This is a genomic window from Methyloceanibacter stevinii, assembly GCF_001723355.1.
GTDB lineage: Bacteria > Pseudomonadota > Alphaproteobacteria > Rhizobiales > Methyloligellaceae > Methyloceanibacter > Methyloceanibacter stevinii.
On the sequence record NZ_LPWE01000011.1, the window covers coordinates 161,039 to 175,948 of the forward strand.

The 14,910-nt window shown below is 61.3% G+C and carries 11 protein-coding genes and 1 pseudogene; 11 read left to right on the forward strand and 1 reads right to left on the reverse strand.

From position 1 onward, the window contains the following. Positions 1-732 carry a DUF3489 domain-containing protein gene (locus AUC70_RS07515; protein ID WP_244505543.1) on the reverse strand — a complete coding sequence of 244 codons (732 nt, stop codon included), beginning with the start codon at positions 730-732 and terminating at the stop codon, positions 1-3. Between the two features lie 379 nt (positions 733-1,111). Between AUC70_RS07515 and AUC70_RS07525 the strand changes: the two genes are divergently transcribed. The 11 genes and pseudogenes from AUC70_RS07525 to AUC70_RS18820 all read left to right on the forward strand — a co-directional run bounded on the left by AUC70_RS07525 (position 1,112) and on the right by AUC70_RS18820 (position 14,893). Then, positions 1,112-2,455 (forward strand): site-specific DNA-methyltransferase, encoded by a 1,344-nt coding sequence (locus tag AUC70_RS07525; protein WP_069444615.1) that lies wholly within the window; start codon positions 1,112-1,114, stop codon positions 2,453-2,455. Next, positions 2,439-2,927, forward strand: coding sequence for a DUF5681 domain-containing protein (locus tag AUC70_RS07530; RefSeq protein WP_083241380.1), 489 nt, complete (start codon positions 2,439-2,441; stop codon positions 2,925-2,927). The genes AUC70_RS07525 and AUC70_RS07530 overlap by 17 nt, the downstream gene beginning before the upstream one ends. After that, complete coding sequence (terL, locus tag AUC70_RS07535) at positions 2,920-4,362, forward strand: phage terminase large subunit (RefSeq protein WP_069444288.1); 1,443 nt, start codon at positions 2,920-2,922, stop codon at positions 4,360-4,362. The genes AUC70_RS07530 and terL overlap by 8 nt, the downstream gene beginning before the upstream one ends. 444 nt (positions 4,363-4,806) lie before the next feature. After that, complete coding sequence (locus tag AUC70_RS07540) at positions 4,807-8,559, forward strand: nitrate reductase subunit alpha (protein WP_069444289.1); 3,753 nt, start codon at positions 4,807-4,809, stop codon at positions 8,557-8,559. Further along, entirely contained in the window at positions 8,556-10,076 is a 1,521-nt protein-coding gene (gene narH, locus AUC70_RS07545; RefSeq protein ID WP_069444290.1) for a nitrate reductase subunit beta, read from the forward strand. Before AUC70_RS07540 ends, narH begins: the two co-directional genes overlap by 4 nt. Continuing rightward, positions 10,076-10,786, forward strand: coding sequence for a nitrate reductase molybdenum cofactor assembly chaperone (gene narJ / locus AUC70_RS07550; RefSeq protein ID WP_069444291.1), 711 nt, complete (start codon positions 10,076-10,078; stop codon positions 10,784-10,786). Before narH ends, narJ begins: the two co-directional genes overlap by 1 nt. Continuing rightward, positions 10,783-11,541, forward strand: coding sequence for a respiratory nitrate reductase subunit gamma (gene narI / locus AUC70_RS07555; RefSeq protein ID WP_083241381.1), 759 nt, complete (start codon positions 10,783-10,785; stop codon positions 11,539-11,541). The genes narJ and narI overlap by 4 nt, the downstream gene beginning before the upstream one ends. After that, entirely contained in the window at positions 11,538-12,380 is an 843-nt protein-coding gene (locus AUC70_RS07560) for a peptidylprolyl isomerase (protein WP_342022001.1), read from the forward strand. Before narI ends, AUC70_RS07560 begins: the two co-directional genes overlap by 4 nt. Before the next feature lie 120 nt (positions 12,381-12,500). Further along, positions 12,501-13,207: pseudogene (locus AUC70_RS07565) on the forward strand (Crp/Fnr family transcriptional regulator). A gap of 109 nt (positions 13,208-13,316) precedes the next feature. Next, the gene (locus AUC70_RS07570; protein ID WP_158007397.1) at positions 13,317-14,408 is read left to right on the forward strand and encodes an NnrS family protein; all 1,092 of its coding nucleotides are present in this window, start codon (positions 13,317-13,319) and stop codon (positions 14,406-14,408) included. A gap of 284 nt (positions 14,409-14,692) precedes the next feature. Beyond that, complete coding sequence (locus AUC70_RS18820) at positions 14,693-14,893, forward strand: DUF6455 family protein (RefSeq protein ID WP_425283190.1); 201 nt, start codon at positions 14,693-14,695, stop codon at positions 14,891-14,893. Positions 14,894-14,910: the final 17 nt, after the last annotated feature.

Sequence of the window (14,910 nt, forward strand, 5' to 3'; positions counted from 1 at the left end):
CTAAGCCTTATGGGATGTCGCCGCTGCGATGCGATAGCGTCGCACGCCGTTCTTGCCGACCTCGGAGACGAGCGGCAGCTTGAGCTTCTTCTTGACGATGCCTGAGAAGAAACCGCGTACGGAGTGCGGCTGCCAATCAGTCTCGGCGACAATGTCGTCGATGGTGGCGCCCGGCTTCCGGCGTAGCATCTTGATCACGAGAGCCTGCTTGCTTTGTGGAGACGCAGAGCGCTTCTTGGGTGTTGCTGATGACGCCTTCTTCACGTTGCGACGCGGGCATGCGGTCTCCGCTCTGCCTTTGCCAGGGGCGGCCGCCGTCGCGGGTTGGTCCTTTTCGGTGTCATCAATTCCGAGTGCCGCAAGCCCAGCTGTCGTGAGGAAGAGGCTGTAGGCGCGACTGTCCTCATCGCGTCGCCATTCCCGTGCGCCATCGGCAACAGGGCGCTCTTCGATCAGACTCCGTTTGAGTAGGGACGTAATGATTTTGTCGAGGGCGGCGCCTCTCACGCTTAGGTTTTGCGGAAAGGGCAACAGCGCATGATCGCTCCGTTGGGCCGCGGCGCTCAAGATCACGAGCTGCGTGTCGTTGAGCTTTTGAGTCTGGGTTTGGGTTTGGGCATGGGTTCCCTCCATCATGGCGCGCCGGCCCGATGCCGGTGCTTCCACTGCCCACAGCCCGGCCCGCAGGCCGGGGGAGGACGATGACGGAGGCGAGGTGCTCGCTGCCTGCATGCACGCTCTCTTTGGCAGGGAAGTCCAGCGGTATCCGCACCACATCCGAAGAGTGAGGCCTCTTGACTTGAACGAGGGCAACATCATTCTAGTAGGCAGACCGAATCGGTACGAATGGGCGGAGCCCAGGCTGCAGCTGGAAGCAATGTTTCACTGCACTCTGAGCCGGTCTTTGGCTGGGTGGGCAGAGCCTGCCACGGACAAGGCAGAGCCAGCGTCCGCGAATTCCTGATCGCCAGAGGCGATTGGTAAGGTCACTGAGATCGCAGAGCGCTCAGTCGCCAAGAGTTAAGGCCTGAATCCTTCAGAACTGATTTTTTGAACCCTGCTTGGGGTGACGTCACTCGTGCGTCTTCGCCCAAGCATGATGGAGGACGTCATGCCAACAATCCAATCTGTGCCCCTGAGCACGTTCAAGCTTAATCCGCGCAATGCGCGAACCCACTCGAAGAAGCAAATCCGACAGATTGCGAACAGCATCACGGCATTCGGCTTCGTCGTGCCGCTCCTTATTGACGAAGACGGGCTGATCATCGCCGGCCATGGCCGCCTGGAGGCGGCCAAAATGCTCGGTCTTCAGGAGGCGCCGGCAGTCGTTCTGGACGGTTTGAGTGAGGCGAAGAAACGCGCGCTTCTTCTTGCCGACAACAAGATTGCAGACAACGCGGGATGGGACCGCGAACGACTGGCTGCCGAGATCCCTGAGCTAACCGATCTCCTGATCGAGGAGAACCTGGATATCTCTATTACCGCCTTTGAGGCGATCGAGATCGACCAAATCGTCGCTGACTTTGAGAAGGACAGCAGGGATCCAGCAGACAGGTTGGAGCCCGCCTGGGAGGCCGGACCCATCGTCAGCAAACCAGGAGACCTGTGGCAGCTGGGCGCTCATCGCCTTCTGTGTGGAGACGCACGGGACAGCGGCTCTATCGACCGTCTCATGGGTAAGGAGCGCGCTGCAATGGCGTTTCTCGATCCGCCCTACAACGTCAGGGTCAAAGACATCGTCGGGCGAGGGCGGACAAAGCATGACGAGTTTGCAATGGCCTCCGGAGAAATGTCACGTCCCGAGTTTATCGAGTTTCTCCAAGAAACCCTCAGCGTTGCTTCCACTGCTTCGCGGGACGGGGCCGTCCACTTCGTGTGCATGGATTGGCGACATGTAGAAGAATTGGTCTGCGCTGGCCGGGGCGTGTACGGCGCCATGCTGAACCTTGTTGTCTGGGCAAAGTCCAATGCAGGGCAGGGAAGCTTCTATCGCAGCCAGCACGAACTCATCGGCGTGTTCCGGGTCGGTGCTGAACCACACCGCAACAATATTCAACTCGGCCGGCATGGGCGTTCGCGCTCGAACGTCTGGCACTACGCCGGGGTGAACAGCTTTCGCTCCGGTCGTCTGGATGATCTCGCAGCACACCCGACAGTCAAGCCGATCGCAATGGTGGTCGATGCGCTGAAGGACTGTACGCGTCGTGGGGATGCGGTGCTGGATACCTTCTGTGGTGCTGGTACGACGATCATGGCTGCGGAACGCGTGGGGCGGCGCGCCTTTGCCATCGAACTCGCACCCAAATATGTCGATGTCGCCGTTCGTCGATGGCAGGCATTCACACGGCGCGATGCGACTCTCCGCGGCTCGGGCCAGACCTTCGAGGAAGTCGCCAGCGTGCGTCAGAGGCTGCACGAAGCGGCCAGCGAGGGGGCGAATGATGGGGAAGCGTAAGAACGGAAGTCGTGGAACCCGGGATTCCGCCTCTTACGAAGTCGGATACCAAAAGCCGCCGAAGCACGCGCAGTTCAAGCCGGGTCAGTCGGGCAATCCGAAGGGACGACCAAAAGGGCACAGAAACTTCAAGACCATCCTCAAGGAGGTGCTCGCAGAGAAAATACACGTTCGTGAGGGAGATCGCACGCGGCGTTTATCGAAACAGGAGGCTCTCATCCGCATGACGCTCACCAACGCGCTCATGAATGACAACAAGGCCTTTGCGTCAGTCCTTCAGCTCTTGAGGTTGGCTGGTTTCATGGATGACGTAGCGGAGCCGACAGAAACGGAGAATGTCGGGCAGGACGACGCCCTGATCGTCGAGGAGTTCCTAAGACGTCACGGCGCGCTGGCGATGCAGAACAGCCAGCAAGAAGACGATTCCGGTTCCAGCCAAGCCACAGTCCATCTGGAGTCAGAGAATGAGTGAAGCACGAACCAGCCTTCTGAAAGGCCTTCGTCCATGTGACCTGGACGCCATTTTTCGCAAAGATCTCTATTCATTCGTTCAGAGGGCTTTCCCCATTGTCTCGGCGGGCGATAGGTTTCAGCCGAACTGGCATATTGAGGCAATCGCCGATGCGTTGACGCGCGTGCTAGACGGGGAGATCAGTCGCTTGATCATCACCGTCCCGCCCCGCAGCCTGAAGTCGATCTGCGCATCTGTAGCCTTTCCGGCGTTCGTTCTCGGTCACGATCCAACGCGCCGCATCATCTGCGTCAGCTATTCCGAGGGCCTTGCCCGAAAGCATGCGAATGACTTTCGAGCTTTGGTCCGCTCGCCCTTCTACCTGAACCTCTTCAGATCAACGCGCGTCAGTGCGGCCAAGGATACCGAGCTCGAGGTCATGACGACCGCGAGAGGCTTCCGCTACGCCACATCGGTGGGAGGAACGCTAACCGGCCGCGGAGGCAATCTGCTCATCATCGACGACCCTATGAAGCCACAGGATGCCCACTCCGAGAACGCGAGGGAGAACCTCAAGCAGTGGTACGCCAACACCCTCGTCCCGCGCCTCGACAGCAAAGCCGATGATGCCATTATCGTGGTGATGCAGCGCCTGCATGTGGACGACCTCGTTGGCCATCTCCTCGAACAAGACGGCTGGACCGAGCTGAGGCTTCCTGCCATTGCAGAGACGGACGATGAAGTGCGGATCGGGGAGGACAGAGTCTACCGACGCAGGGTGGGCGAGTTACTGCACCCTACTCGCGACTCCGAGAAGGTCTTGGCCGACCTAAAGCACACGATGGGTTCCTTGGACTTTGCCGCGCAGTACCAGCAGCAACCCGTGGCCCCAAGTGGAAACCTCATCAAGTGGTCGTGGTTTCCACTCTATGACAGTCCTCCTGCTTGGCAATCAGGCGATAAGCTGATTGTCAGTTGGGACACGGCGATGAGTGCGGGGGAGTTGGCGGACTACTCTGCCTGCATCGTGCTGCAGACACGAGGCGAGACGGTGTGGATCCTCGATGTCTTGCGAGAGCGGCTCGACTATCCTGATCTGCGGCGTCGAGTTATCGAGATGCATCGCCGTTGGCAGCTGCCGCGTTCGTATTCCCTGGTCATTGAGGAGAAGGGATCGGGGATGAGCCTAATCCAAGACCTGAAAAGGGAGGGCATTCACGCCATCGGCGTCAAGCCGACTCAGGACAAGGTGCTACGCATGTCAGCGCACACGGCGCGGATCGAGGCCGGCTCCGTATACCTGCCGCGGCAAGCGGGGTGGCTTGACGACTTCCGACACGAGCTCATGGCATTTCCTGCGAGCAAACATAAGGATCAGGTCGATGCCCTCACGCAAGCATTGGACCGAGCATTCACCGCCAAAGGCAGAATTCGGTGCACCACGGTGAGGTGCTAACAGAGATCGGGCTTCGACGGCTTCGGAAACCAGTCCTGCCATGAGCAGGCGATTCGTGAGTCCCATCCACAGGTGTCTCCCTGTGGGATTGGGCCAGCATCGAGCCCTAGGTCGGCAATGTCGGCTCAGTGGTACTAACCAGACGCCGCAAATTCGGATCCCGATGTCTGCTCCTGACCTGAAGCGGACATTTCGCGTGGGTTCTTGTGGTGGCTCTTGTCACGTCTCGTACTGGAATCGCCGGAGTCAGTTCATCGGTTTCCAACTTGATGGCCATCAACGTTCCACGCGGCCCAAACAGTCAGACTTAGATCGCTCGACGGGGAATTCAGCCCTGCGGAGCACCTCCTGGTGGCGTCTGGGCAAGGCGTGGCCACGATTGACTTGCGTAGTCGACATACGTGCAACAACCGGTTCGGCGGCCGCTGAACGGGGAGGAAACGCATGAGCTATTTTCTCGATCGTCTCACCTTCTTCGATCGGGTCGTCGACGACTTCTCCGACGGCTACGGCGTCGTCACGCGCGAAGACAGACGTTGGGAGGATGGCTATCGCAAACGCTGGCAGCACGACAAGATCATTCGCTCTACACACGGGGCCAACTGCACCGGTTCCTGTTCCTGGAAGATCTACGTCAAAGGCGGCATTGTTACGTGGGAGACGCAACAGACCGACTATCCACGCACGCGGCCCGAGTTCCCAAATCACGAGCCGCGCGGATGCTCCCGGGGCGCGAGCTACTCCTGGTACCTGTACTCCGGCAACCGCGTGAAATATCCGCTCGTGCGCTCGCGTTTGCTCAAGGCGTGGCGCGAGGCGCGTCGCGCGCGTCCACCCGTCGCCGCCTGGGCCTCGATCGTTGAGACCCCCGCGAAGCGGGATTCATACGTCAGGAAACGCGGTCTTGGCGGCTTTGTCCGCGCCGATTGGGATGAGGTCAACGAAATCATCGCCGCCGCTAACGCGTATACGGCGAAAACCTATGGGCCCGACCGCGTGGTCGGCTTCTCTCCCATCCCGGCCATGTCCATGGTGAGCTATGCGGCGGGCTCGCGCTACCTGTCGCTGCTGGGCGGCGTGTGCATGTCGTTCTACGACTGGTATTGCGACTTGCCGCCGGCATCGCCGCAGACCTGGGGCGAGCAGACCGACGTGCCCGAAAGCGCCGACTGGTACAATTCCGGCTTTCTCATCTTGTGGGGCTCCAACGTACCGCAGACGAGGACACCGGACGCTCACTTCTACACCGAGGCCCGCTATCGCGGTGCCAAGAGCGTCGTCGTATCGCCGGACTATTCCGAGGCCTCGAAGTTCGCCGATCTCTGGCTGTCCGTGAAGCAGGGAACGGACGCGGCGCTGGCCATGGCCATGGGCCACGTCATTCTCAAGGAGTTCCACGTCGATCGGCAGGCGGAATATTTCAGCGACTACGTCCGCAAATATACCGACATGCCCATGCTTGTCCGGCTGGTGAAACAGGATGGCAGGCTTGTGCCGGAGCGGTTCCTGCGGGCGAGCGATTTCGACAAAGCGCTCGGCGAAACCAACAATCCGGAGTGGAAAACCGTCGCGATCGATGAGGCATCAGGGGACGTCGTGGTCCCGCTCGGCTCGGTCGGCTTCCGTTGGGGCGAACAAGGCAAGTGGAACCTCGAGGAGAAGAAGTCGGACGAGTCGAACGTCAAGCTTCGCCTGACACTCTCGGATCACACGGACGAGATGGCGGACGTCGCCTTCCCGTATTTCGGCAATATCGAGCACGAACATTTCACCTCGAGCGACCACGATAGCGTGTTGGAGCGGAAGGTTCCGGTGACGCGCGTCGCGCTCGCCGACGGCGAGGCGCTGGTCGCGACGGTCTACGATCTGTTCCTTGCTAACTACGGTGTCGACCGTGGCTTCGGCGGCGGGAACGTCGCCAAGAGTTTCGACGACGATATGCCGTACACTCCGGCCTGGGCCGAAAAAATCACCGGCATATCGCGTGACAAGATCGTCGCGGTGGCGCGCGAATTCGCACTGAACGCCGAGAAGACGCATGGCCGCTCCATGATCATCATCGGCGCGGCGATGAACCATTGGTATCACATGGACATGAACTACCGCGGCGTCATCAACATGCTGGTGATGTGCGGTTGTGTCGGTCAGTCCGGCGGAGGCTGGTCGCACTATGTGGGTCAGGAGAAGCTCCGCCCCCAGACGGGCTGGCTGCCGCTTGCCTTCGCGCTAGATTGGGCGCGCCCGCCGCGGCAGCAGAACTCGACATCGTTCTGGTACGCCCACACTGATCAATGGCGCTACGAGACGCTGGACGTGAAAGAGATTTTGTCTCCCACGGCGCCGGCCGGGCCCTGGGACGGCGCGCTGATAGACTACAATGTCCGGGCCGAACGCATGGGGTGGCTGCCGTCCGCGCCGCAGCTTGAGGAAAACCCTCTGGGGATCGCCGCGAAGGCCAAGGCCTCCGGCATGGAGCCGAAAGAGTATGTCGCGTCGGCTCTGAAGTCCGGCGACCTGGCGCTGTCCTGCCATGATCCGGACAACCCGAAGAACTGGCCACGCAATCTTTTCGTCTGGCGCTCGAACCTGCTCGGCTCGTCCGGCAAAGGCCACGAGTACTTTCTAAAGCACTTGCTCGGCACGTCGCACGGCGTCATGGGCAAGGATCTTGGCCAAGACGGCAAGCAGAAACCGGAGGACGTCGTCTGGCACGACACGGCGCCGGAAGGAAAGCTCGATCTCCTCGTAACTCTCGACTTCCGCATGTCGACGACGTGTATGTACTCGGACATCGTGCTGCCGACCGCGACTTGGTACGAGAAGAACGACCTCAATACCTCCGACATGCATCCCTTTATCCATCCGCTGACCTCGGCCGTGGATCCGGTCTGGGGCGCGCGCAGCGACTGGGAAATCTACAAGGGCATCGCCAAGGCCTTTTCCGAGGTTGCCCCCGAGGTTCTCGGCAAAGAGACCGATGTCGTGCTGACGCCCATCCTGCACGACACGCCCTCCGAGATCGCCCAGGCGGTCGACGTCAAGGATTGGAAGCGCGGAGAGGTCGAACCGATCCCCGGCAAGACCATGCCGCAAGTCGCCGTGATCGAGCGCGACTATCCCAACCTCTATCGGCAGTTCACGTCGCTCGGGCCCCTGATGACCAAACTCGGCAATGGCGGCAAGGGCATCGCTTGGAACACGGAGCACGAGGTCGACTTCCTTAAAAGACTCAACGGTTCCGTTGAGAACGGACCGACGGAGGGGCTGCCGCGGATCGACACAGATATCGATGCCGCCGAGGTGATTTTGACCTTGGCTCCGGAGACAAACGGAGAGGTGGCGGTCAAGGCCTGGGAGCCTTTGAGCAAGGCAACAGGCCGCGAACACGCTCACCTCGCCACGCACAAGGAAGACGAAAAAATTCGCTTCCGGGACTGCGTGGCGCAGCCGCGCAAGATCATATCTTCGCCGACGTGGTCGGGTCTTGAGTCGGAGACCGTTTGCTACAACGCGGGCTACACCAATGTCCATGAGCTGATCCCGTGGCGGACACTCACCGGCCGCCAGCAGCTCTATCAGGACCACCTTTGGATGAGGGCCTTCGGCGAGGGCTTCTGCGTCTACCGTCCGCCAATCGACACGAAGACGGTGAAACCGGTTGTCGATCGCAAACCGAACGGCAACAAAACCGTCGTGCTGAACTTCATTACGCCCCACCAGAAATGGGGCATCCACTCCACGTATACAGACAATCTCCTGATGCTGACGCTTTCGCGCGGCGGTCCAATCGTATGGATCAGCGAGGTCGATGCCGCCAAAGCGGGCATTGTCGACAACGATTGGATCGAGGCCTTCAACACGAACGGCGCGCTCGTCGCCCGCGCCGTCGTTTCCCAGCGCGTCAAGGAAGGCATGTGCATGATGTATCACGCGCAGGAGAAGATCGTGAACGTTCCGGGTTCCGAGCAGACCGGTCAGCGCGGCGGCATCCACAACTCGGTGACGCGCACCGTGGTGAAGCCGACACACATGATCGGCGGTTATGCCCAGCAATCCTACGGTTTCAATTACTACGGCACCGTCGGGTCTAACCGCGACGAGTTCGTCATTATACGCAAGATGGCTGATGTCGACTGGCTGGAGCGTCCGGCCGCGGACCAGGCTTCCGACAGCGCTAACCTGGAGGCCGCAGAATGAAGATCCGTGCTCAAATCGCGATGGTGCTGAATCTCGACAAGTGCATCGGGTGTCACACGTGTTCGGTCACGTGCAAGAACGTGTGGACCAGCCGCGAAGGCATGGAATACGCCTGGTTCAACAACGTCGAGACCAAGCCGGGCATTGGCTACCCCAAGGAGTGGGAGAACCAGGACCGCTGGAACGGAGGCTGGCGGCGCAAACGCAACGGCCAGATCGAGCCCCGCATCGGCTCGAAGTGGCGCGTGCTCGCGAACATCTTCGCCAATCCAGACCTGCCGGAGATCGACGACTATTACGAGCCGTTTACCTTCGACTACGAGCACCTGCAAAAGGCGCCTGAAATGCAGGCCATGCCGACCGCGCGCCCCCGGTCTCTCGTTAGCGGCGAGCGGATGGAGAAGATCAAGTGGGGCCCGAACTGGGAGGAGATCCTCGGCGGCGAGTTCGAGCAGCGCTCGCCGGATGTCAATTTCGAGGGCGTGCAGAAGGAGATCTACGGGCAGTTCGAGAACACCTTCATGATGTACCTGCCCAGGCTGTGCGAGCATTGCCTCAACCCGGCCTGCGTCGCCGCGTGCCCGTCCGGCGCAATCTATAAGCGCGAGGAGGACGGCATCGTCCTCATCGATCAGGACAAGTGCCGCGGCTGGCGCATGTGCGTGTCGGGCTGTCCGTACAAGAAGATCTACTACAACTGGTCGAGCGGTAAGTCGGAGAAATGCATCTTCTGCTACCCGCGCATCGAGGCCGGGCTCACCACCGTCTGTTCCGAGACCTGCGTCGGCCGCATCCGCTATCTCGGCGTCGTGCTCTACGACGCGGATCGCATCGAAGAAGCCGCCAGCGCCGCCGACGAGCAGGATCTGTACGAAGCGCAGCTCTCGATCTTTCTGGATCCCAACGATCCCGAGGTCATCGCGCAAGCGCAGGCCGACGGCGTGCCGCATAATTGGCTCGAAGCCGCAGTCCACTCACCGGTGTGGAAGATGGCGATGGATTGGAAAGTGGCTTTCCCGCTCCATCCGGAATACCGCACGCTGCCGATGGTTTGGTACGTGCCACCGCTGTCGCCGATCAACGCGGCGGTGGAGGCGGGCAAGATCGGACATGACGGCGAGATGCCCGATGTCCGCAGTCTACGGATTCCGCTCAAATATCTCGCCAATCTGCTGACGGCCGGAAAAGAGGAGCCAGTGGCGACGGCGCTTGAGCGCATGCTCGCCATGCGCGCCTATATGCGGGCGAAGACCGTGGATGGCGTGATCGACGAGAGCATTCCCCGCCGGGTCGGTCTCGAGACGGACGCGATGGACGACATGTACCAGACGATGGCGATCGCGAACTACGAGGATCGCTTCGTCATTCCCACGGCTCATCGCGAGCTTACCGAGGACGCCTACGATATTCGCGGCGGTTGCGGGTTTTCCTTCGGCAATGGTTGCTCGGGCGGAACGTCGGAGCCCAACCTGTTCGGCACGCCGAAGAAGCACAAGACTCCCCTGGAGGTTGGCTAATGACGAAAACCCTCAAGGTCTTGTCGGCCCTGCTTGGCTATCCCGAAGCGGCCCTTGTCGATGCGGCGCCCGAACTGAGAATGGCTCTCGACGAAGAGAACCTTCTGCCGCCCGAGAGCCGGCCTTTGCTTGACGCACTGATCGAGGAGATGGCGACAGGCGACCTCTACGACCTGCAGGAGCGCTACGTCGAACTGTTCGATCGTACGCGGTCCTTGTCGTTACACCTTTTCGAGCATGTCCATGGTGAAAGTCGCGACCGCGGCCAAGCGATGATCGACCTCAAGGCCCAGTACGAACAGAGTGGGCTGACGCTCAGCGCGAGTGAGCTTCCGGACTACCTGCCGGCATTTCTCGAATTTCTGTCGACGCTGCCATTGCCTGACGCCCTGCAGATGCTGGGGCAGACCACGCATATTCTGAACGCGCTCGCCGAGCGTCTGCATAAACGGGACGCGCCGTACGAGGCCGTGTTCCGGGCGCTGGCGGCGCTCGCCACGCCGGCCCCCGAAACGGCGGATATAGAATTGGTGCCCGAAGGTCCCGACGCCGATCCGAACGATTTCGCCGCGCTCGATGCTCAGTGGGAGGAGGAGGCGGTGACCTTTGGGCCCGACGCCGGACCGAGTTGCAAGGACCGTCTCGTGGCACAAATCCGCGCGGGCCGGCGTCCGGTTGCCGACATGCCGATGAAGGGAGAAGCGCCGTGAATGCCACCATCAATCAGCTTCTGTTTGGATGGTACCCGTATCTTTGCATCACGATCTTTCTGATCGGCAGCCTCCTGCGCTTCGATCGTGAGCAATACACATGGCGGTCGGGGTCGAGCCAGCTCCTGCGGCGCAGGCAGCTCACCTGGGGCTCGAACCTTTTTCATGTCGGTATCCTCGTCATCTTCCTCGGCCACTTCGTTGGCCTGCTGACGCCCATAGCCGTGTTCGATTTTCTCGGCATCTCTCATGGCTTCAAGCAGATGATGGCCATCGTGGTGGGCGGCATTGCGGGCATCGCCTGCTTTGTTGGGCTGACGTTGCTTGTGCACCGGCGCCTGTTTGACGCCCGCATCCGCAACACCTCGTCCTTTGGCGATATCGCGGTTCTCTTGTTGCTTTACGTTCAGCTCATCTTGGGTTTGGCCACCATTTTGATCTCACTGGAGCATTTGGATGGCGGGGAGATGCTGAAGTTCATGACCTGGGCACAAGGGATCATGACGCTGCAGCCTGGCGTGGCGGCGCTGGTCGCCGACGTCAATCCCATCTTCAAGCTGCATCTGTTCCTCGGCATGACGATCTTCCTGGTCTTTCCATTCACCCGCCTCGTCCATATCTGGAGCGCGCCGGTCTGGTACCTTGGGCGGCGGGGCTATCAGGTGGTTCGCACCCGGGAGCAGGGCGGTCGCTATGGCAGGCGGCACGGGATGGCACCGCATCGCCCTGGCGATCGACCCATGCCGGCGGAGTGAGTGCAGTGACGTGCGCCGCCCATACGCTCCCGGAGCGCAGTCCCGTCAGTGTCAATGGCGTGGAGATTCCGCACGATGCCATCGCGCGCGAAGCGCAGCACCATCCGGCGTTCAAACCGATCGAGGCGTGGCAGGCGGCGGCGCACGCGCTCGTCGTCCGCGAACTGTTGCTCCAGGAGGCGCGCCGCCTCGGCATGGCGCCGGTCCCCCGCCGGGACGCAAGCGGGCGCCGCGAGGCGGAAGATGAGGCCCTTATCCGAGAGCTGATCGAGCGGAAGGTCACGACACCAGAACCGGACGAAACAAGCTGCAGGCGCTACTACGAGCACAATAGGCGCCGCTTCCGCTCGGAGCCGATCTATGAGGCCGCGCATATTCTGTTTCCAGCACGAGAGGACAGTGCGGAAGACTTCGCGGCGGCCGAACGCGCGGCCAACCTCGTCATTGGGGAGTTGCAGGCCCAGCCGTCCCGGTTCAGCGACTTGGCGCGGGCTCACTCGGCCTGCCCGTCGGCGGCCCAAGGCGGGAATCTCGGTCAGATAACAGCCGGTCAGACCACAACGGAATTCGAGGAAGCGCTCGTTGGACTGGCGCCCGGCACGATCAGCGAGAAGCCTGTGAAGACCCATTACGGGGTCCACATTATCCGCCTGGATCGCCGGATCGAAGGACAGGAATTGCCGTTCGAACTGGTCTCCGACAAAATCGCGGACTATCTCCGGGACAGCGTCGTCCGTCGCGCGGCTGCCCAATACATCGCCCGCCTCGTTTCGCAAGCGGAGATCGCAGGCGTCGTCCTCGCCGGTGCCGAGGCCCATCAAGTTAGCACGAGCGGGTAATAGTCTGCCGGAGCCGCTGCCTGGGCCGGTTTGCCGCTGGTTCTGGGACGGTAGACGTTTGACCTTTCGGCACGGCGGTCGCTACCCTATGGGGCCACCTAGCAGAAAGGCCCCGGCGGGATGACGAAATTGGACCGAAGCCTGATCCAGGCGTTGCCGGTTTTGCCGAAATGGATGCGGGCGAGCTGGACGATGTTATCGCCCGTGCCAAGGCGCAGCGCATCCCGAAAGGAACGGCGGTGTTCCGGCAGGGCGAGCCGACCAAGTCCTTCTTCGTGTTGCTGCACGGCCGGCTCAAAGTGGTGAAGGTCACCCCCAGCGGACAACAAGTCCTCATCCGCTTCGTCAATCCCGGCGACATCTACGGCATCGCCAAGGCGCTGAGCCGGGAGGATTACCCGGCGACGGCGACGGCTGTCATCGACAGCGTCACCCTCGTCTGGCCGAGCGATATTTGGGACGAGTTCATGACGTCTCATCCGTCCATGTCGTTGAACGTCATGCGGATGATGGGGGACCGGCTCCAGGAAGCCCATACCAGGGTCAAGGAACTGTCGACCGAGGAGGTGGAACGGCGTGTGGCCCACACATTGTTGCGGCTCATCGCCCAGTCCGGCCGTAGCACGGAGGAGGGCGTCATGATTGATTTCCCCATCACCCAACAAGATCTTGCCCAGGCGTCCGGAACGACGTTCCACAGCGTCAGCCGGATTCTCAGCGGGTGGGAAAGCGAGGGCCTTGTCACGATCGGGCGCCGAAAGGTCGTTGTCAGCGATGTCGAAGGCCTGTCGCACTTGGCCGAGCAGGCCCCTAGCGGCAAAGAGTAGGTGGCGAATCCTTACACCTGAAACCGAGCTTGCGTTGAAGCAAGTTTGGCGACCCGCTCCGCCGCTACTATCCGTCCGTTTGAACCGGGAGGATGGAGTCCCACGGACGATGCAGCGGAGACTCGAGCGGGATAGCGCTTTCGCGCTTTTTACCTATGGTTTCCGGCCATTCTTCCTGGGGTCGGCGTTTTGGGCGGTCGTCGCCGTGGCTCTGTGGATCGGCGCGCTTGCCGGACTGTGGACCTTGGGCCAGGGCTACGGTGCTCTGGCATGGCACGCCCATGAGATGATCTTTGGCTATACGGGTGCGGTCGTTGCGGGATTTCTCCTGACAGCTGTCCCCAATTGGACAGGCCGTCTCCCGGTCGCGGGCTGGCGGTTGGCTCTGATATTCACGCTGTGGGGCGTGGCGCGCCTAGCGTTCCTTGTAACTGGGACCATCGGCCCGCTCCCGGCCGTCGTGCTCGATAGCTTGTTCTTGCCGTGTCTCTTGGTGTTGATGGCGCGTGAGGTTGTTGTCGGGCGCAATTGGCGTAATCTCAAGCCGCTCATCCTTGTCACGTTTCTCGCGGCGGCAGATATAGCGTTTCACGCAGAGGTCTTGACCGCAGGAAGCGCCAACTATGGGAGCCGGGTCGGGATTGCGGCCCTCATCGGACTGATCATGCTGATCGGCGGGCGCGTCGTTCCCAGCTTTACGCACACCTGGTTGATGCGAAACAAGGCCAAGCGCCTCCCGGTCTCGTTCGACCGTTTCGATGTGGTGACACTGCTCGCTTCGGCTGCCGCCCTCATCTCGTGGATTGTCGTTCCGCGAGCCGCCGGGACCGGCGTCTTGTTCCTGGGGGCCGCGCTCCTGCATTGTGTACGCCTATGGCGTTGGACCGGCCTGCAGACTTGGCGCGAGCCGCTCGTCTTTGTTCTCCACCTCGGCTACGCGTTCGTTCCGCTCGGTTTTTTTCTAGGGGCGATCGCGGTGCTCGTCCCGAACAGCTTTGCCGGCACTGAACCGCTTCACGCATGGACCGTGGGCGCCATCGGACTGATGACCCTTGCCATCATGACTCGTGCATCGCGTGGTCACACTGGACGGCCTCTTAGCGCTTCGGCCCTCACGATCCTCATGTATAGCGCCGTCGTGGCGGCGGCGCTGCTGCGCATCGGCGCCGGGCTCGTTCCGGAAGCCACGGGCCGTTGGTGACGGCTGCGGGTATAGCCTGGATCGCCGCCTTCATGCTCTTTGTTCTCGAATATGGGCCAATGCTGCTCGGACGGCGTGTGGAGCATGCCGGCTAGGCGGGGAGCCAACAACTTTCGGCCGCGAGTTTGTCGCGGAGCAACGACCCGGAGCGGCGGAGCTGCTTTTAAGGGACCGCGCTCAATAGCCGCGTATGCGGAACAAGGAGGTGCGTGATGCCAAACTCGAGGTTGTTGTGGGCCACCAAGGAGGAGCTAAGTCAACGGTACGCCTTGATGGATCAGATGATGGAGGCGCAAGGAGTCGATGTCCTTGCGGCGATACGCGTGGATGGCGGGCTTGCCTTTATCGAGGCACGCGCCAAGTGCCGCTACTGTCAGCATGCTGGGGTATGCCGCCGCTGGCTGCTCGGTGACGGGGGAAGAAGGGCCGCGGATTTCTGTCCCAATGTCGCGTTCTTCCGGTCTTGCCCTAGACTCGACAGCTGAGGGCGCGCGTGCTCGAC